The organism is Luoshenia tenuis (assembly GCF_014384745.1).
Taxonomy (GTDB): Bacteria; Bacillota; Clostridia; order Christensenellales.
The window spans coordinates 55,206-72,856 of sequence record NZ_JACRSO010000005.1 but is presented as its reverse complement, the minus strand read 5'-3'; the positions used below and the strand labels follow the sequence as shown (position 1 = coordinate 72,856).

Below are 17,651 nucleotides of genomic sequence, written 5' to 3'. Positions count from 1 at the left end.
GAATAGTGTATCATCCTTCTATCGATGACTAAAGCGAATTTTTATCATCTATAACATGATAAAAACAGATAGAAAGGATGGATATGGAGAACAACCTTCAAAAGCTGATGGCCTTTGTGGCCGCCGTGGAATGTGGCAGCTTTACCAAGGCTGCGGCCCGGCTGAACTACTCTCAGTCCGGCATCAGCCGCATGATCGCCGACCTGGAGCGGGACTGGGGGGTGGCGCTGGTGCGGCGGGGCCGCGCCGGGGTGGTGCTGACCTCTGACGGGGTCCGCCTGCTGCCCTACGCCCGGGAGGTATGCCAGGCGCAGGGGCGGCTGCAGGCCCGGGTGGAGGAGCTGGGGGAGCTGCAATCCGGCCTGATCCGCATCGGCACCTTCTCAAGCGTGGCCACCCATTGGCTGCCCGGCATCATCAAAGCCTTTCAGCGGGATTATCCCAACGTGGATTACGAGCTGCTGCTGGGGGATTATACCGAGATCGAGAGCTGGATCGCCGCCGGCCGGGTAGACTGCGGCTTTTTGCGTCTGCCCACCCGGCCGGAGTTTGAGACCCTCTTTTTAGAGCAGGATCCGCTTTTGGCCATCCTGCCCCCGGACCATCCGCTGGCCGGGCAGCAGCGCTTCCCCATCGCAGCTTTCGACGGCGCGCCGTTTATGCTGCTGGAAAAGGGGGCCAAGGCCGAGATCTCCCAGGTGCTGGAGCGCAACGGCGTGCGGCCCCACGTGCACTTTACCACCTGGGATGATTACGCCATTTTATCCATGGTGGAAAGCGGGCTGGGGCTGAGCATCCTCCCGGAGCTGATCCTGCGGCGCGTCCCCTACCAGGTGGCCATCCGCCCGCTGGATGTGCCCGCCTACCGGCAGATCGGCCTGGCCCTGCGGGACAGCAAGGCGGCGCCCAAGGCCGTGCGCCGCTTTATCGAGTACCTGCCCTGCCGCAATGGATAAGGGCATAAAAACAGCCCGGCAGCAAGCCGGGCCGTTTTATTATTTGGGCTAAAATCGCGCCGCTCCTTAGCCCCTGATGCCGATCAGTCCGGCCAGGGTGCCGGTATGCCCGCGATCCCGCCGGTGGGAGTAAAAGGTGGCCGCATTGCAGCTGGTGCACAGGTTGGCCATGGCGATCTGCCCGGCCGGCACGCCGTTTTGCAGCAGGTCCTCCCGGTTGCAGGCCTGCAGGTCGATATGGAACTTGCCGTTTCCGTCCTCATGGATATGGGGTGACGCACCGCCGTAGCTTTGGGCAAAGGCGTCCCGCACCGGGGCGTCCACCTCAAAGCAGCACGGGCCGATAGACGGGCCGATGGCGCAGTAAATATCCTGCGGCCTTGAGCCATAGGTCTCCCCCATGCTTTGAATGGTCTTGCCGCCGATGCGCTTGACCGTGCCCCGCCAGCCCGCATGCGAGATGGCGGCCACCCGGCGCACGGGGTCGTAAAAAAACAGGGGCACGCAATCGGCAAAGTGTTTAACCAGCGTTACCCCGGGCAGGTCGGTCATCAGCCCATCGTATTCCGGGGTGATGTTGCCGTCCGCAAGGCCCTTGCCGCACAGCGCCCGGTCCTTTACGGGCAGGATATCGTCCCCATGCACCTGGCGGGTGATGACCAGCCCCTCGTAAGGGGCGGCGGCCGCAGCGGCCAGGCGCCGGTAGTTCTCCCGCACCACGGCGGCACTGTCCGCCCGCTTAAAGCTTAGGTTCATGGTGGCCCGCTCCCCATCGGACACGCCGCCCACCCGGGTCGAAAAGGCGTGGTACAGCTCGGGGAACTTTTCCTCCCAGAGGGGGATTTTAAAAATAAGAACCCCGGCGTAGCTGCGGGGCTCAAAATCGCTTTTTGGCATCTTCTCTTCCATCCTTATGTTTAAGGTCTATCCTCGCCCAGCAGGCGGTTGAGCTCATCCCGGAAGGTGTTGATGTCCTTGAACTGGCGGTAGACCGAGGCAAAGCGCACATAGGCCACCTCGTCCAGCTCCTTTAGGCGCTTCATCACCATCTCCCCCAGCTGCAGGCTGGTGACCTCCTGCACCATCTCGTTGTTCAACTGCATCTCGATGGACTGGGCCAGCGCCTCCACATCCTTTAAAGGGATGGGCCGCTTTTCGCAGGCCTTGATCAGCCCGGCGCGCAGCTTGGCGATATCAAACGCCTGGCGCCGCCCGTCTTTTTTAACCACATAGATGGGCAGCGTTTCGATCTTCTCATAGGTGGTAAAGCGCCGCAGGCAGTTGGTGCACTCCCGCCGCCGGCGGATGGCCCCGTCCTCCGTGGGGCGCGAATCGATCACGCGCAGCTCCGTGCAGCCGCAATATCTACATTTCATACGTGTACTCCTTATGCTGCTTCTTTTGCCTATTATACAAAATATTGCCCGCTTTCGTCTAGTCCCGCCCGCGGGGCACGCAAAACGCGTCAAACTTGACCAGGATCACATCGTCCCCGATCTTGACGATATTGCCCCAGGGGATGATGATATCCTTTTCCGGCCGCAGAAACTGCAGCATCTTGGTGGAACCCGGCACGATCAGGCTCAAAACGGTGCCGTCTCCCACGTCCAGCTCCAGATCCACGATGTTGCCCATGCGTCGGCCATCGATCACGTTGATGACCTCTTTTTGCCGCAGTTCGTTATAGGTGGACAGCTGTGCCATCATACCACCCCTCCATAGACGCTTTTTGGCCGCAATCCGGCCTTAAGCATTCTATGCCCCGCGGCGGAAAATGATACCGCATTATGGCGCCCAGCGTACTGCAAACCGGCATTCCCAGCCTGAGGCGGGGGAGCTTTCGGCAACCGCTTGTCTTTGCGCGCAGGCAAATCCCTTTAGCGCATGTACGGCTTTAGCAGGCAGCAAACCGCTTCTTCCCTTCGGTGCTTGCGCCCGTTAACCGCATCCGCCCTTTTCGTTGGCCTTCGCTTACCGCCCGCCGCCTGCAGTTCCAATTGCCGAACTGTGCTATCTTGCGCCCTCCGTTCTACATTGCAGAGCGGGACCTTTCCCTTGTGCGAAAAGCCATACTTTAGTACTCGCTCCGTTGTCGTTCAGAGGGAGGCCGTAAGGCCGAGCGAAGAATCTCGTGCATGGGCGGAAAGCGCCGCTCGACCTGCGGCTGCGCGGTGCAGGCACAGCCAACAGGGCGTAAGAAGATTCCTCGCTTGTGCTCGGAATGACAGAACGAGAAATGATAACCTGCGTGGGAAAGTATACCTTCTAGGTTTTTTTGATAAACTTATTGCCGCACTTGGGGCAGGTGATGTTGATGCGTCCCTTGCCCCGGGGCACGCGCACCTCCTGGCGGCACTTGGGGCAGCGGAAGTACCGGTGCGCCGCATCCTGGCTGCGGGCGGCCCGGCCCATGAACCAGTTGCCGATGGGCTGCCAGAATTTAAGGAAGGCCCGGTTCTCCGCCGCGCGCCGCTCAATATTGCGCGAGAACATGCGGAAAAAGCAGTACCCCAGCGGCAATAGCATGATCAGCTGTAAAAACGGGACGCGAAACAGGTTCATCAGCAGCCCCAATATCAGGGAAAAGATCACCAGCGCATAGGTCAGCGCATCGCTGCCATAGCGGCCGGCCATAAAATTGCGAAAGCCAAACATCTTAAATTTCTCCTCTTCTTAAAACCTTGGGATATTTAGGAATCATTATATCATCTTCCCCCCGGAATGCCAAATCCCATCCGCTGGTTGGCAGGGGGTATGCAGGTAAGCAAAAGCGCCCGCGAAAAAATCCGTGGGCGCTTAGCCGCTGAGCATCTAAACTTTACTGCCGTAACCTAAAGGCAGTGGCCTGCTTATTTATTTACTTTGCGTTCTTTGCCGCGCAGCAGCGTTCCAGCCACAATCCCCGCGCCGGCCAGCAGCATCACGCCGATCCACAGCATGCCGCCCCGGTCATCCCCGGTTTGGGGTGTGGCAGAAGCAGCTATTTCTACTTGAGCGCTGGGCTGCGCAGAAGGGCTGGGCGCCGGTTCGCCCGTCGCAGGCAGTACCGTCTGCGCCAGAGCGATCTCTTGCGTACAAGCCTCGTCGCTAAATACCTTGCCGCATTCCCTACATTTCCAGTAGGCGATGTTTCCCGCCTCAGTAGCCGTAGGTGCTTTGGCCTCTACCTTTTCCGGGCTGTGGCCCAGGGCGGCCAACACCGTCTGCTCCTGCGAGATAACCTGTGTTAAAGCCTCGTCGCCATAGTACCGGTCGCACGCCGCACAGTACCAGTAAGCGGTGTGGCCCGCCTGGGTGCAGGTAGCCGGCTTTTCTTCTACCCGCTCGGCCGCGCAGGTGATCGTCACCGTCAGCCCTTCCGGCTGGGTCAGCACATAGTTACCAGCCTTAGCGCCGGTAAGCTGAATATTGGTAGTGACCGATTTATCTTTACCGGCGTAGGGATCGGCCATGTTGCCGGTCCCCAGGGCAAAGGATACATCATCGCCATACAGCACGCCCTCCAGCGTGCCGCCGGCGAGCGCAACATCCTGGGTTCCATCGCAGGTACGATCCTGCGCCGTCACCCCCGTCAGGGTCAGCTGAACCGGAGAAATGCTGACCGTATACTCGCCCGAGGTAGCGTCGTACGCATCTACATAATAAAGCGCGTTGCCCGCATTATCCGTAGCGGTATAGCGGAAGTATTTGAGGCGGTATACTCCGCTGTCTGCCACATCGTGCAGCCAAATGACGTTGGGCCAGGGCGTCCCCGTCGAATCGTTATAATACCGCTCGGGCACCTCCACCCACTGGCCGTCCACCTTCTTTTCAAACACGGCCTTTGCGCCCTCATAGCCATCGTTCCTACCCGAAACATACTGCCCTGATAGGGCGAGGATAGCCATGGATGTATCCGCATAGGAGGCATCTGCCGCCTGGTTTTGGACGCTGCCGGCCCCGATATTGCCCACCGTTAATTTACAGTAGACGGTATAATTCTCCCCCGCTTGCCCTTGTGGGAAGGTTGCCGGGGACGCAAAGGCTGCATCCTCATACCACCTTTGTGCCAGATCGTTGGAGAGGTACACCCCGCCCTTTTGCTGGGCCCGGGCCATAAAATCAGGGAAATGGGAGCCAAACCCACTCGTGGGGAAGGCATTGGCCGGGTCGTCCACCGTATAGGTCAGCGTGCCCATTTCCACGCCCGCATTGGTCATGTAGGTCACGGTAAAGGTGTCGCCAGCAGCCAAAGCAGTGGCCGGCAACACGCCGAGCGACAGCAGCACGGCCACGCTCAACAGCAGGGCCACCCATCTTCTCTTTTTCATCTGTAACATCCTTTCTGTATGCTCCTCCAACCCCTTCTGACGAATTACAAAATCAAATAAAGACCATATATTCCTTTTTATTATATGGTTTTGGGGTAACGCAGTCAATCCTAAAGCTATGCCTTTTGGCCTATAAAAAGGGCCGCCGTTCAATAACGGCAGCCCGTAAATTTTATTCATCCTGCCCTCTAACGTCCTGGTCGCGCAGCTGGGCGTCCATGGCGGCGCGGCAGTCCTCCATCAGGGTCTCGATGGCCTGCTTTTGCCCCAGAAACGGCTTGGGATAGATGGGCGGCAGGATGGTCAGCTTCAGGCAGGGCTTGCGCTTATACAGCCGGTAAAGCCCCCGGGGCCTGCGCGCGGCGATCACCATGGGCACCACCGGCACCTTATTTTTTACCGCCAGGTAAAACGCGCCCTTTTTAAAAGGCCTAAGGCCCTGATAATAGGGGTAGAGCACCCCCTCCGGATAGACCTGTACAAAGGCCCCCGCCTTTAAGGCCTTGCCCATCTCCTCAAACAGGCGTGCCATGGCCTTGGGCTTTTGGGACAGCGGCACCCCGCCGAACACCCGCACCAGGTGGCGCACCAGCGGGATGCGGAAGTTGCTCTCCAGGGTGACGTAATACATCCGCCGGTTCCACAGCGCCTGGTCGATCATGGAGCAATCCATCATATGCACGTGGTTGGATACGGTGACCGCCCCCCGCGCGCCCAGGCCCTTAAGGTTCTCCCAGCCCTCGATCTTCAGCCCCAAAAACACCCGGTCCACCACGGAGAGGATGACCGTGGCCGCCCCGCGCAGGGCCACGCCCACCGTGCGGCGCAAAAAGCCATCCCGCCGGAAGTCATAATCCGGCGCGACTTCAAAGGAAAACGGCTGCCACATGTGCACCACGTGCTCATCTTCCGCGGTGCGGCCCTCCCGCTTATCCTGTACGGCATTCATGCCTCTGCCCTCCTCTCCCCAATATCGCTACGCCCCGCGCATCGCCTCGCGGAACATCTCCTCGGCCTGACGCACGCAGGTATCCAGGTCGTACTTTTTGCCCAGCGCGCTATAGGCATGCTCCATCTTTTTGCGCTCGTCCTCGTGCTCGATCCAGTAATCGATCTTGCGGGCCAGATCCTGCGGGTCCCCCGCCCGGAACAGGCTGCGCTCGTCCAGGGCAAACTGGGGCGTGGCGCTTTTAGGGCTGTTGGCGATAACCGGCACCAGCCCCCCGGCAAAGGCCTCCATACAGCTCATGGCCTCGATCTCCATATCCGCCGCATGCACGTACAGGTCGCTCACGGCGATCATGTCCAGCAGATCCTTCTTATCAAAAAAGCGGATGGCAGCCGGCACCTCCAGCTTGCGGATCAGCTTTTCCAGCTGCTTTTTGCGCGGCCCCTTGCCCGCCAGCACCAGCGTCAGCCTGTCCGCGTGCCGGGATAGCTTGATGGCGCGGATCAGCACATCCTGCCGCTTTTCGATGGAGAGCCGCCCGATCATCAAGATAATGAACTTATCCGCGTAGGCCGCGGGCTTCTCCTGCTTGCGGTAGGTAAAATCCGGGTCGATACCGTTGGAGATCACGTGCAGTTTGCCCTTGTAACCGTGTTTTTGCAGCTCCCCCGCGATAAACCGGCTGGGGCAGTGGATATGCGCGCAATCCTTATAAATATAGTGGCGGTACCAGGCGTAGATGCCATCGTTTACGAATTTGACGTTGCCCAGGTGCAGGGAGCTGGAAACATTCTCCGGCTGCACGTGAAAGGCCGCGGTATAGGGCTTGCCCAGGCGCTTGCAGATGCGGATGCCATGGTGCGCCATGGCAAAGGGCAGCAAAAAGTGGGTCACATCCGCCCAGGAAATGGCCTCTTCCAGCAACGCGTCGTCCGGCTTTGAAAAGATCATGCCTTGCGCGGTGACCAGGTTATCAAAAATCGGGATGTACTGCTTGCGCATCAGATACGCCCGCTCGCCCTGGCTTTGCATATCCCCCATGGCCGTGCAGGCCACCCGCACCTCGTGCCCATGCGCCATCAGCACCCCGGCAAACCGCCGGGCCGAGATGGTGGCGCCATTGTTGGCGCCGTAGTATTGGTCCATGACCAATAAAATCTTCATTCGTCCCTCTCTCCTATTCGAAGGGGATCAACCCCTCATCGCCCGCCCCCAACGTCTATGAGCAGCCGGGCTGAAATGTCGTTTTGAATACGCGCCGCCCCCGGGCTGTGCCGATGCGGTTGCCGTGAGATTCCCCGCTGCACTTCGGCATGACGGCATGAAGAGCCTGGCTGCCCGGAATGGCAGGAATAAAATTATTCAACAAAAAAACATACCCTTGTTTATTATTGTAGCAAAAAAAGCGGGATTTTGGTACTTTTCTTCCCAAAACCCCGCTTACTCTGCCTGAATTGTCGGCTTTACGCCGCACGGTAAAGGCCCATGCGCCTTACAGGGCTATTCGCCGATGGCATCGGTCTTATAGATAAACTTGACGCTGCCCTGCATGCCCTCGGCAAGGCCGGCAAAGCTCTGGTAGGCCTTGGCCGCGTCGGACAGGGCGGTAAACCGGTCGATCAGCCCCTGCACGTCGCCGTCAAAGACCTCGACCAGCTTTTGGATGCCCGCCTCGTCAAACTGGGCCATGCCCTCTTTAAGGGTAAGGGCGCCCCCTTCCAGCTGGTCTACGCCGCCCAGCAGCTGCCCGCTGCCGCTCTTGAGCGCGCCTGCGCCCTTGGACAGCGCTTTAGCGCCCGCAAGCAGCTCGCCCGCGCCGCCGGACAGGGCTTCCGCGCCGCTAGCCAGCTCTGCGCTGCCCGCATAGGCTGTCTGTACGCCGGCGGTGTATTCGGTCAGCCCGTCGTAAAACTCCTTATAGGCGTCCAACTGCGCTTTCAGGGCCGATACGCTGCCCGCGCCGGACTTGGCCTGCGCCACGGCAGAGGCGATCTGCTCTTTTACCGTATCGCTTTGCATATTCTGCTGGATCAGCGCATCCACCTGCTGCTGCACGGCCGCCTCGATCTTGCCCTGCACGGCGGAGGAGGCCATCTGGCCGCTGACATTCTGCTCCACCGCCGCGACCACGGCGCTATCTATCCCGCCCGCCTGCACCGCCGCGCGGTACTGCTCCGGCGTCAGGTCCAGCCCCGCGCCCTTGAGCACCGCGGCCAGCACCTGCTCGCGCGCCGCGGATTCCACCCCGGCGCGGATGGTCACCAAATTTTCCTTCACCTGGGCCGTCACCGCTTCTTGCGCCTTTTGGGTGGCCAGGGCGCGCACCTTGGCCTCGTCCAGATTGTCCAACACCGAGGAGAGCACCTGGCTGTAGTTTTCCCGCGTCATCGCAGGCACGGTGAGGCCCGCGGCTTTGAGCTGGCTTTGCGCGGCGGCCAGCAGCGAATCAAACACCTTTCCCGCGCCGCCGTTTAGCTGATCGTTATTGGCACACAGCGTCTCCAGGCCCTCTTTTAAGCCCGCAGCGCCGGTAGCCAGGGCATCGGCGCCCTGTTTTAAATCTCCCGCGCCGCCCCTAAGCTGAAGCGCCCCGGCCGAGAGCTGGTCGATACCCGTTACCAGCGCGCCGGACTTGCTCATCAGCGTGGCCAAGCCATCGTACAGGGCCGAGGAACCGTCCACCAGCTGCCCGGAGGCCTCCTGCAGCTCCTGCAGCGCGCCGGTCAGCTCCGCGGCGTCCGTCACATCTCCCAGTTCCAGCTCGTTAAACATCTCCCCGGTGACCAGGGTCATGACGGTATCCAGCGTAAAATCCTCGGCATCGCAGCTAATCTCCACCCGCTCGGGGATGTCCAGGTCCACATCCTCATCGGAAAGGCCCAGGCTATCCTTGAGCCCCGGCAGGGCAAAGCCCATGACGACGGACCGGTCCCCATCGTTTATCAGCTTGCCGCCCGTCACCGCCACGTTGCTAAAGTGCTCGCCATCCAGGATGACCCCGGTCACCGCCACGAAGGGAACGTATATTTCCTGCTGCTCCCCGCCGATCTCCACGGTGCGCTTTTCGTGATTGACGTAATCGATATGGAGGGTCACCCGGCCGCTCTTACCCGCCAGCGCCTCCGGGGCGATGGGCTGCCCATCCAGGGTATAGCTCAAGCGCACCTCTACCGGCGGGGCCTTATCGGTGGTGCCCTGGTAGTACACATCCTCCCCGGCCGCCTCCCAGGCGATGCCCTCCCCGTCTTTTTGGTAGCCGCCCTCGCCCTTGACGTTCTGGGGATCTTCAAGCTCGGTATAATCCTTTAAGGTATCCAGGCCATCGGGGTTTTTCAGCCAGTCGCTGACGATCACCTTATGGACTTCCCCGTCCGCCCCGGTGAGCACGTACACCGTCTCATCCTTGCCGGAAACAAAGCCGCTGAGCAGGCTCTTCACCTGCGTTTCCTGTGCAGGGGCCGCCGCGGCGGCCTCCCCTTGCGCCCGGGCCTGCAACGGCCCGTAGCTTACGGCGCATACCCCCATGCAAAGGGCCAGTGTGCCCGCCAGCGCGGCGGCGGCCCATTTGTTTTTATTCTTCAGATCTTTCATGGTCTCTCCTCCATTCAAGCGTTTTTATTTCGGAAGCCCAGGCTGGTGCGCACGATCACCTTGTCAAACAAAATCAGCATCGCCGGCAGGATGAACAGCACGCACAGCATGGAAACGATGGCCCCGCGCGCCATCAGGCTGCACATGGAGCTGATGATATCCACATTGGAGTACAGCGCCACGCCGAAGGTTGCGGCAAAAAAGCCCAGCGCGCTGACCAGGATGGATGGGATGGAAGCCGACAGGGCGATATCCACCGCCTCGCGCCCCGTTTTGCCCATCCCACGCTCGCGCTTATAGCGGGTGGTCATCAAAATCGCATAATCCACCGTGGCCCCCAGCTGGATGGTGCTGATGCAGATCGGCGCCACAAAGGGCAGCGAGACCCCGGTATAGTAGGGGATCCCCAGGTTGATGAAGATGGCCAGCTCGATCACCGCCACCAAAATCACCGGCAGGGTGATGGACTTTAGGACCAGGGCGATGATCACGAAGATCGCGATGATGGAGATGGCGTTGACCACCTGAAAATCGTGGTCGGTCACCTCGATCATATCCTTAGTGCAGGGCGCCTCGCCGATGAGCATGCCGCTGGGATCGTACTTTTTGAGCACGGCGCCGATCTGGTCGATCTGGCTGTTGACCGCATCCGAGGCCACCTTGTACTGAGAGGAGACCAGAATCAGCTGGTAGCGGTCCCCTTTGAGCACCGCTTTAAGCGTATCGGGTACCACCTCCTCGGGCACGGTGGAACCCAGCACCGAATCAAAGCCCAGGGCGAATTTCACGCCATCCACCTGCCCGATCTCCTCTAGCATCTCCCGGGCCTGCTTTGGGGGCAGTTCCGCGTCCGCCAGGATCATGTGGGTGGAGGCCATGTCAAACTCCTCCCGTAGCTTGGTGTTGGCGATGACGTACGCCATATCCTTGGGCAGGGCCTCGCCCAGGTCGTAATAGGTGGCGGTATTCATGTACCCATAAAAGGCGGGCACCAGCAGCGCCACAAAGACGATGAGGAACACCCAGCTGCGGCGGGTGACCAGGCGGGCCGCTTTATCCATTTTGGGCAAAAGCGGCCGGTGCTGGGCCTTTTGCAGGGCCTTGTCAAAGAGCAGGATCATGGCCGGCAGCGTGGTCACGCAGCCGATCACGCCCAGGATCACGCCCTTGGCCATGACCACACCTAAGTCAAAGCCCAGGGTAAAGCTCATAAAGCAAAGGGCGATAAAGCCGGCCACCGTGGTGATGGAGCTGCCCACCACCGAGGTGATGGTGGCCGCGACCGCGTGGGCCATGGCCCGCTTTTTATCCCCCGGGAACCGGGCCTGCTGCTCGCCATAGCTGTGCCACAGGAAGATGGAGTAATCCATGGTCACCGCCAGCTGCAGCACCGCCGAGAGAGCCTTGGTGATGTAGGAGATCTCCCCCATAAAGTAGTTGGTGCCCAGGTTTAAAAGGATGGCCATGCCGATGGACCCCAGAAAGATAAAGGGGATGAGGTAGTTATCCATAAACAGCATCATGGCCGCGCAGGCCAGCAGCACCGCCAGCCCCACGTAGATGGGTTCCTCCCGCTCGCAAAGGTCCTTTAGATCGGTGACCATGGCGCTCATCCCGGAGACGAAGCACTGCTTGCCCGCCAGGGCGCGGATAGAGGCAATGGCCTGCATGGTCTCATCCGCGGAGGTGGAGGTATCGAAAAACACCGCCATCAGGGTGGTATCCCCGTTATTAAAGGCATCGTACACCTTCTGGGGCAGCAGCTCCATGGGGATGGAGATGTCCGATAGCGAATCGTACCACAGCACGGTCTCCACGTGGGGCACGCCCTCCATCTGCGCCTTGAGGGCGGAAACATCCCGGGGCTGCATGCCCTCCACCATCACAAGGGAAAAGGCCCCCTTGCCAAAGTCCTCCAGCAGGATGTTCTGCCCTTTAACGGTATCCATATCCTCCGGCAGGTAATCCAGCATATCGTAGTTGATGCGGGTGTTCAGCATCCCCAATACCGACGGGATCAGCAGGATCACCGCCAGGATCAGGATCGGTATCCGCAGCTTTACAACCGCCTTGCCAAACTTGATCATTCTTCATGGCCTCTCTTTCCGTCCAGGTTTTGCCGCCAGGCCGCGGCCAGGTCCTCCTGCTCCCAGGGCGCGCCCTGCGCCCCCGGCCCAAAGCGCCCGCAGGCCGCAAGCTTCGCGTACAGGGGGCGGCGCAGGCCAAAGCGGCGGATGATGGCCGCGGGCCGCAGATCCAGCGTATCGCTGACCAACCGCCCCAGCCACGCCTGCCCGCCCTCGCCAAAGGTCTCCACCTCCAGGGCTACCGGGTCTGCCAGGCCCAGGGCGTAGCACAGCTTGACCCGGCAGCGCCGCGCCAGCCCCGCCGCCACCAGGTTTTTGGCGATGTAGCGGGCCATGTACGCCCCGCAGGTGCGGGTGGCGTCCCGCCCGGCAAGGGAGGGCTGCCCCAGCGCATCGCCATAGCCGCTTTCCAGATGGCCGGAACTGCCGGCAAAGGCCGCCGGCCCGCCCTGGGTAAAGCGGCCGGAGGGATTGATAAAGATCTGCGCCCCCGCGCTTTCCAGCCCCTCGGGCAGGCAGGGGGCGACCACCTTTTGCTCCAGCAGCGCGCGCACAAGGTCAGTGGAGAGCGAGGGCAGGTGCTGGGCGCATAGCACCAGCGCGTCGATCCGCCCCGCGCGCAGCGCCACAAAGGCCCCTCCATCGGGCAGCAAGCCGGGCAGGTCGCCTTCGGCGCGCAGCGCATCCAGCCGCCCGCAAAGCGCCTGGGCCAGCGCGGCCGCCAACGGAAAGCGCGCCGCCCCCTCCCGGCAGGCATAGCCCGTGTACAGCCCCTGGCACAGCGCGTCCCCGTCTCCCGCGTCCGCCCGCCGCAGCCCGGCCTCCGCCTCCGGTGCGAAGGGCCGCAGGGCTAGCTCTACCTGGCAGCGCTGCGCCAGATCGGGATAGCCGGCCTGCAACAAGGTCTGCCGCACCAGGGCGGCGTAGTCGATCTGCGCGTCGGCGCTCAGCTCGCCTCCGATCCATGCCCGCGCGCCGGCCAGCGCCACATCCACCCGCATCCGCGCGCCCGGGTCCTGGGAAAGGGCCGCATCCAGTATCCGGTCGGCTATCTGGCCGCACAGGCTGTCGCTCTGGCCCCTGCAATAGGCCCGGGCCGTTTGCAACGTCGCCATCCTGTCACCCCCTAAATTCAAACTCCAAAGCCTATTATAGGCAGGGGGCCGCGGGATTGCCGCAGACAATCAAAAAGCCGTGTGCGAATTTCGCACACGGCACAAACATTGTCTGAATTTTGGGCATTTCCCGCCCTATGTCTGGTTTTTAGGCATCTTCTGGCGCGTCTGAATTCCTGCGGCCGTTCTTTTCCAGCATGGCGCGCAGCGCCCCTTCCGACAGCCGGGCCAGGTTGAGGATCATCGGCTCGGCCTCGGTGGTCATATCCCGCCGGATCCACTCGATGACCATGCCGCTTAGGGCGTGCTTGTAAAACTCGGCCAGCAGCTCGATATCCTCCTGGCATACATTCAGGCCCCTGGCCTCCTGCTGCACGTATTCCAGGGCGACCTTGGCGATCACATCGTCCAGGTAGGTGCGCAGCCGCTCCCGCCCCATGCTATTGTAGATATGGTAGATGGCCTTTTTGTTCTCCCTGGCAAAGGTGATGGCGTGCAGCACGCCCTCCTGCCAGGAGGTAAAGGGCTCCCCCTGCTCCAGCACGGCGCGGGTCTCTTCCTGAAAGACCTCGTCCAGCAGCGCGTAAATATCCTGAAAGTAATAATAAAAGGTATTGCGGTTGACCCCGCAATCCTCCACCACATCTTTAACCGTGATCTTATGCAGCGGCTTTTGCCCCAGTAATTTAACAAAGGACGCCACGATGGCCTGCTTGGTAAACTGTGCCAATTTGCTCCTCCTCACGCTGCGGGATCTATTTACATATTATAATACAAAGACCGGTTTTATACAAACGCCGCCCCGGCGCAAAGAAAAAAAGGCCCAGCCGTATGGCTGGGCCTTTGCATACTTGTAGGCTTATTTATGCCGGCGGATAAAGGACGGAAGGCCGTTATCGTCGGTTTGCGGGGCCTGGCGGGGCGCCTGCTGGGGAGCCGGGTTGGACGGCTGCGCCTGCTGGGCCGGCGCGGCCGGGCGCACGGACTGGGGCGGATTCATAAAGTTGGGCATATTCAGCCCATCGCTGGCCTGGCGGGCCGAACCCGCGGTCGCCCGGGGTTGGGAGAAAATGGGCTCCGCCGCGCGATCCTGCTTGGCATCGGCATAGCCGGTGGCGATGACCGTGATGCGGATCTCGTCGCCCAGGGTATCGTCAAAGCCGGCGCCGAAGATGATATTGGCCTCAGGATGCACAGCCGAGGTGATCAGGCTGGCCGCATCGTTGACCTCCATCAGCGTCAGGGTGTCGGCGTTGCCGGTAATGTTGATCAGCACCGCGGTAGCGCCCTCGATGGTGGTCTCCAGCAGCGGAGACTCGATGGCCCCGCGGGCCGCGGCGATGGCGCGATCCTCACCCGCAGCGGTGCCAATGCCCATGTGGGCGATGCCCTGCTCGAACATGGTGGCGCGCACGTCCGCAAAGTCCAGGTTGATCAGCGCCGGCATCGTGATCAGATCCGAGATGCCCTGCACGCCCTGGCGCAGCACGTCGTCCGCCACGCGGAAGGCCTCTACGATGGAGGTGGCCTTGCTGACGACCTGGAGCAGCTTATCGTTGGGGATGATGACCAGGGTATCCACCTTGCTCTTTAGCTCCTGAATGCCGCGGTCGGCATTGAGCATGCGCTGGCGGCCCTCAAACATAAAGGGCTTGGTGACCACGCCGATGGTCAAAATACCCATCTCTTTGGCGATCTCGGCCACCACGGGGGCCGCGCCGGTGCCGGTGCCGCCGCCCATACCGGCGGTGATGAACACCAGGTCCGCGCCCTGGAGATGTTTCATGATCTCTTCACGGCTCTCGTCGGCCGCCTTCATGCCCGCATCGGGGTTGGCGCCCGCGCCCAGGCCCTTGGTCAGCTTTTCGCCGATCTGCACGGTATCGTCGGCCTTGCTCATGGTCAGCGCCTGATGATCGGTATTGATCGCGATAAAGTCAACATTGCGCAGCTGGCTCTCGATCATACGGTTCACGGCGTTGTTGCCCGCGCCGCCAACGCCGATTACCTTGATTTTGGCAAAAGACGCGTTTACAGCATTGTCCAATTCCATCATAGGATGTTTACCTCCTTAGCATTTAAAACCGCTTTCGAATGAGTTTATGGAAAAGCGAAGATCGCTCCTCCTTTTCCGGGTCTTCCGTTTGTTGCAGCGCCAGGTGCAGCCCGCCTACCGCCGCGGTATCCATGGGGGTATTGAGCACCGCGCCCACCGGAATGGGCATGGACACCTTGCGCCCGGTGACATCAGCGCACCAGGCCTTGGCCCCCCGCAGCGGCGCGATAGCCCCGCCGGTCACCACCAGGGGCTTGTCCGCCCCGACGGTGTAACCGCTAAGCGCCACGGCCCGCATCGCCTCCTGGACGATCTCCATCGCCCGCGCTTCAATTATAGCACACACAGCGCCATAGTCAAAGCGGCTGACGCGCCCCCCCGCCACCTGGACAAGGATCGCGCTGTCCGGCGCCTCCGGGTCCAGCCCAAAGGCGAACCTGCGCTTAATCCGCTCGGCCTGGGCCAGGGAGATGTTCAGCTGCAGCGCCAGATCGGTCGCCATGTGCCACCCGCCCACCGGGATGGTGGAAGAGAAGATCACACTGTCGGCATAGACCAGCGAAACGCAGCTTTCGTGATAGCCTGCATCCAGCAGGATGCACAGCCCGTCGCGCACCTGCGCGGGGATCAGCTTTAACGCCTGCCCCAGGGCGCTGGGCACAAAGCCCGCCGTTTCAAGACCCAGGGCGTCCATCACCGCGCCTACGCGCTGGACGAAGAACCGATCCGCCAGGGTAAGCGCCGCGCGCACCCGCAGATGGCCCGACACGGCTCCCGCCGGGTCCAGCAGCTTTTCGCCGCTGTCCAATGTATAATACATGGGGGTGCGGTGGGCCACCGCGTACCGGTCCGGCTGGTAAAGAGAGGCCGCCTGATCCAGCACCGTCCGCATATCCCGGGGGGTTACCCGCTCCCCGGTGACGGACGCGCTGGCGTTTAAACAGGTTACCCGGGAGTAAGGCCCGGGCAGCACCAGATAGGCCCTGTCAAACGATACGCCGGCGCGCGCTTGCGTGCGCTCCACGGCCTGGGCCGCGGCTACCTGCCAGCTTTGCGGGCTGGCGCTGTCCCTCCCGATGGCGAAATCCCGGTAATAAACAGCGTTTGCCCCCCTGATCTGCACCGCACGGCCGGGGGCGCCGGTACCGTAGGCACAAATCACTTTGGAACTGCCAAAGTCTAAAACCGCAGCGCCGTGATCCACGCCCGCTTCCCCCTCTTTGCGCATGGCCGGGCCTGCCTTTAGCTTCCCTAGCCTATATCAACCATTATCATATCAGAAATTCGCCCAGAAATAAACCGCAAAATGTGCTTTTTACAGTTTAAATACAAATTATTTTTATGGAAAAACCTGCCTGCATCCTCTGGTTAAATGGCTGCCAAACGCGCGGCGCACGCCTGGCCGGGAAAACATATGCGCGCGTCAGCCGCCGTATTCCCCGCCCCTGGCCCGGATGGATGGGAGCCTCGCCCGGGCTTGTGCACAAAAGCGTGGGCCATGCGGCCCGGCCCGCACGTTATCCTTTGCCCGTCGTTGCCCTTGGGGGCGGCAGAGAGCCAAAGTAAGTTTTTTTCCTTTCTTGGCCTTGTGCGTTCTTAACGGATGCACTTTAATGTAAGGCCCGGCCGTGCCTGCACCGCGCAGCCGCAGGTCGAGCGGCGCTTTCCCGTCCATGCACGAGATTCCTCGCTGACGCTTCGGAATGACAGCGCGGCATATCCTCACCCCCACCGATAAACCGCTTTAAGGCGTGCAAAAACGCCCCGCTTTTTTAGCGGGGCGCAGCAGCGGCTATTTGGGCGCGCTTACAAACTCAGCTCACCGGCTCTTCGCGGAAGCTAGCGCCGGTCTCGGCGGCGGTCACATCCAGCGTGCCCACCTTGCCCTCGGCCTGAAGCTGAGGGATCAGGGTGCGCACCCAGGTCACCTTCTTTTCCACATCCTTGGCCTGGCCAAAGCGCACGGCGATGCCGGCGGTGGTCTTGAGGGTGATGTCGTCCGGGTTGCTCAGGTCCATCTCGCTGATCAGCTCCTGGGCGTTTTGGGTATAAAACTCAGAGAGCACCATGCCGCAGGCCTCCATCTGGTAGGGGTTGCTCAGCTCCGCCTTTTTGCCGGTGGTAAAGGAGACCACCTCCACGCCCTTGACCAGCAGTTCCGGCACGTCCTCCCCCTTGCTTTTCAGCTCCAGAAGGGTGCCCTCCTCGTCGATGAGGATATAGCTGGACAGGTACTCCAGCACTGCGCGGGCCTTGCGCTCGTGCAGGACGATGCTGATCTTATCGGGCAGCTTGTAGCCGATATGATCCACCACCAGATAGGGGTTCTCCTCAATATTGGCCTTGACCGCATCCAGGTTGACTTTAAAGATGTTCTCCCCCAGGGCTACGCCCGCCATGCCCACGATGTCCTCGGTGGCCACGGTCTCGTTGCCGTAGACCTGCACGTCCCGCACGATCAGCACCTCGAGGTTCAAAATGGCGGCCAGCGTCAGCGCCAGCAGCAGGCCCAGCAGCCAGGTCACCAGGGTGCTGGGTTTTTTCATCTTCTTTTTTTCTTTGGATGCCTTGGCCATGGCTCTAATTT

General features: G+C 61.1%; 15 protein-coding genes. 1 reads left to right on the top strand and 14 read right to left on the bottom strand.

What is annotated here, in order from left to right; translation table 11 throughout:
• The first annotated feature begins 83 nt into the window (after positions 1-83).
• On the top strand, positions 84-956 hold the full coding sequence (locus H8699_RS10815; protein ID WP_249285699.1) for a LysR family transcriptional regulator: 873 nt from the start codon (positions 84-86) through the stop codon (positions 954-956).
• 66 nt (positions 957-1,022) lie between these two features.
• On the opposite strand, the gene pgeF is transcribed toward H8699_RS10815, so the two are convergent.
• The 14 genes from pgeF to H8699_RS10745 all read right to left on the bottom strand — a co-directional run bounded on the left by pgeF (position 1,023) and on the right by H8699_RS10745 (position 17,640).
• Positions 1,023-1,853, bottom strand: coding sequence for a peptidoglycan editing factor PgeF (gene pgeF, locus H8699_RS10810; RefSeq protein ID WP_249285698.1), 831 nt, complete (start codon positions 1,851-1,853; stop codon positions 1,023-1,025).
• A 20-nt stretch (positions 1,854-1,873) separates the two neighbouring features.
• Positions 1,874-2,332, bottom strand: a complete 459-nt coding sequence (gene nrdR / locus H8699_RS10805; RefSeq protein ID WP_138296442.1) for a transcriptional regulator NrdR — start codon at positions 2,330-2,332, stop codon at positions 1,874-1,876.
• A gap of 58 nt (positions 2,333-2,390) precedes the next feature.
• A complete protein-coding gene (locus H8699_RS10800; RefSeq protein WP_249285697.1) occupies positions 2,391-2,663 on the bottom strand; it encodes a YlmC/YmxH family sporulation protein in 273 nt (90 codons plus the stop codon).
• A gap of 558 nt (positions 2,664-3,221) precedes the next feature.
• Positions 3,222-3,611 carry a zinc-ribbon domain-containing protein gene (locus tag H8699_RS10795; protein WP_249285696.1) on the bottom strand — a complete coding sequence of 130 codons (390 nt, stop codon included), beginning with the start codon at positions 3,609-3,611 and terminating at the stop codon, positions 3,222-3,224.
• Positions 3,612-3,805: 194 nt separating this feature from the next.
• Positions 3,806-5,266, bottom strand: coding sequence for a YDG domain-containing protein (locus tag H8699_RS10790; RefSeq protein WP_249285695.1), 1,461 nt, complete (start codon positions 5,264-5,266; stop codon positions 3,806-3,808).
• 172 nt (positions 5,267-5,438) lie between these two features.
• Positions 5,439-6,215 (bottom strand): lysophospholipid acyltransferase family protein, encoded by a 777-nt coding sequence (locus H8699_RS10785; RefSeq protein WP_249285694.1) that lies wholly within the window; start codon positions 6,213-6,215, stop codon positions 5,439-5,441.
• 27 nt (positions 6,216-6,242) lie between these two features.
• Positions 6,243-7,379, bottom strand: a complete 1,137-nt coding sequence (locus H8699_RS10780; protein WP_249285693.1) for a glycosyltransferase — start codon at positions 7,377-7,379, stop codon at positions 6,243-6,245.
• A gap of 336 nt (positions 7,380-7,715) precedes the next feature.
• A complete protein-coding gene (locus H8699_RS10775) occupies positions 7,716-9,806 on the bottom strand; it encodes a YhgE/Pip domain-containing protein (RefSeq protein ID WP_249285692.1) in 2,091 nt (696 codons plus the stop codon).
• A gap of 14 nt (positions 9,807-9,820) precedes the next feature.
• The gene (locus tag H8699_RS10770) at positions 9,821-11,893 is read right to left on the bottom strand and encodes an efflux RND transporter permease subunit (RefSeq protein ID WP_249285691.1); all 2,073 of its coding nucleotides are present in this window, start codon (positions 11,891-11,893) and stop codon (positions 9,821-9,823) included.
• Positions 11,890-13,008 (bottom strand): methionine adenosyltransferase domain-containing protein, encoded by a 1,119-nt coding sequence (locus H8699_RS10765; protein ID WP_249285690.1) that lies wholly within the window; start codon positions 13,006-13,008, stop codon positions 11,890-11,892. The genes H8699_RS10770 and H8699_RS10765 overlap by 4 nt, the downstream gene beginning before the upstream one ends.
• 148 nt (positions 13,009-13,156) lie before the next feature.
• Positions 13,157-13,738 (bottom strand): TetR/AcrR family transcriptional regulator, encoded by a 582-nt coding sequence (locus H8699_RS10760; protein ID WP_249285689.1) that lies wholly within the window; start codon positions 13,736-13,738, stop codon positions 13,157-13,159.
• 129 nt (positions 13,739-13,867) lie between these two features.
• Entirely contained in the window at positions 13,868-15,064 is a 1,197-nt protein-coding gene (ftsZ, locus tag H8699_RS10755) for a cell division protein FtsZ (protein ID WP_249285688.1), read from the bottom strand.
• Between the two features lie 22 nt (positions 15,065-15,086).
• Entirely contained in the window at positions 15,087-16,292 is a 1,206-nt protein-coding gene (locus H8699_RS10750; protein WP_249285687.1) for a cell division FtsA domain-containing protein, read from the bottom strand.
• Positions 16,293-16,878: 586 nt separating this feature from the next.
• On the bottom strand, positions 16,879-17,640 hold the full coding sequence (locus H8699_RS10745; RefSeq protein WP_249285686.1) for a cell division protein FtsQ/DivIB: 762 nt from the start codon (positions 17,638-17,640) through the stop codon (positions 16,879-16,881).
• Positions 17,641-17,651: the final 11 nt, after the last annotated feature.

Excerpts from the sequence above, each read along its gene's own strand:
- H8699_RS10750 (WP_249285687.1), bottom strand. The coding sequence starts at position 16,292 with ATGCGCAAAGAGGGGGAAGCGGGCGTGGATCACGGCGCTGCGGTTTTA.
- H8699_RS10795 (WP_249285696.1), bottom strand. The coding sequence starts at position 3,611 with ATGTTTGGCTTTCGCAATTTTATGGCCGGCCGCTATGGCAGCGATGCG.
- H8699_RS10770 (WP_249285691.1), bottom strand. The coding sequence starts at position 11,893 with ATGATCAAGTTTGGCAAGGCGGTTGTAAAGCTGCGGATACCGATCCTG.
- H8699_RS10780 (WP_249285693.1), bottom strand. The coding sequence starts at position 7,379 with ATGAAGATTTTATTGGTCATGGACCAATACTACGGCGCCAACAATGGC.
- H8699_RS10815 (WP_249285699.1), top strand. The coding sequence starts at position 84 with ATGGAGAACAACCTTCAAAAGCTGATGGCCTTTGTGGCCGCCGTGGAA.
- H8699_RS10790 (WP_249285695.1), bottom strand. The coding sequence starts at position 5,266 with ATGAAAAAGAGAAGATGGGTGGCCCTGCTGTTGAGCGTGGCCGTGCTG.
- pgeF (WP_249285698.1), bottom strand. The coding sequence starts at position 1,853 with ATGCCAAAAAGCGATTTTGAGCCCCGCAGCTACGCCGGGGTTCTTATT.
- nrdR (WP_138296442.1), bottom strand. The coding sequence starts at position 2,332 with ATGAAATGTAGATATTGCGGCTGCACGGAGCTGCGCGTGATCGATTCG.
- H8699_RS10765 (WP_249285690.1), bottom strand. The coding sequence starts at position 13,008 with ATGGCGACGTTGCAAACGGCCCGGGCCTATTGCAGGGGCCAGAGCGAC.
- H8699_RS10745 (WP_249285686.1), bottom strand. The coding sequence starts at position 17,640 with ATGGCCAAGGCATCCAAAGAAAAAAAGAAGATGAAAAAACCCAGCACC.
- ftsZ (WP_249285688.1), bottom strand. The coding sequence starts at position 15,064 with ATGATGGAATTGGACAATGCTGTAAACGCGTCTTTTGCCAAAATCAAG.
- H8699_RS10775 (WP_249285692.1), bottom strand. The coding sequence starts at position 9,806 with ATGAAAGATCTGAAGAATAAAAACAAATGGGCCGCCGCCGCGCTGGCG.
- H8699_RS10800 (WP_249285697.1), bottom strand. The coding sequence starts at position 2,663 with ATGATGGCACAGCTGTCCACCTATAACGAACTGCGGCAAAAAGAGGTC.
- H8699_RS10785 (WP_249285694.1), bottom strand. The coding sequence starts at position 6,215 with ATGAATGCCGTACAGGATAAGCGGGAGGGCCGCACCGCGGAAGATGAG.